Annotated in this window: 1 rRNA gene; it reads left to right on the plus strand. The window is 52.5% G+C overall.

What is annotated here, in order from left to right:
- Window positions 1-408: ribosomal RNA gene (locus ACTQ5K_RS25600) — 23S ribosomal RNA — on the plus strand; the annotation flags it as partial.

The raw sequence follows: 408 nt of genomic DNA on the forward strand, positions 1-408 counted from the left end.
ATGCCTAAGGTTTCCTGAGGAAGGCTCGTCCGCTCAGGGTTAGTCGGGACCTAAGCCGAGGCTGAAAAGCGTAGGCGATGGACAACAGGTTGATATTCCTGTACCACCTTTAAATCGTTTGAGCAATGGGGGGACGCAGGAGGATAGGGTAAGCGTGCTGTTGGATTAGCACGTCCAAGCAGTTAGGCCGGTAATGAGGCAAATCCCATTACCATACGGCGGAGCTGTGACGGCGAGGGAAATATAGTACCGAAGTTCCTGATTCCACACTGCCAAGAAAAGCCTCTAGCGAGATTTATGGTGCCCGTACCGCAAACCGACACAGGTAGGCGAGGAGAGAATCCTAAGGTGAGCGAGAGAACTCTCGTTAAGGAACTCGGCAAAATGACCCCGTAACTTCGGGAGAAG

Source organism: Niallia sp. Sow4_A1, from assembly GCF_052116745.1.
Classification (GTDB): Bacteria; Bacillota; Bacilli; order Bacillales; family Cytobacillaceae; genus Niallia; species Niallia hominis.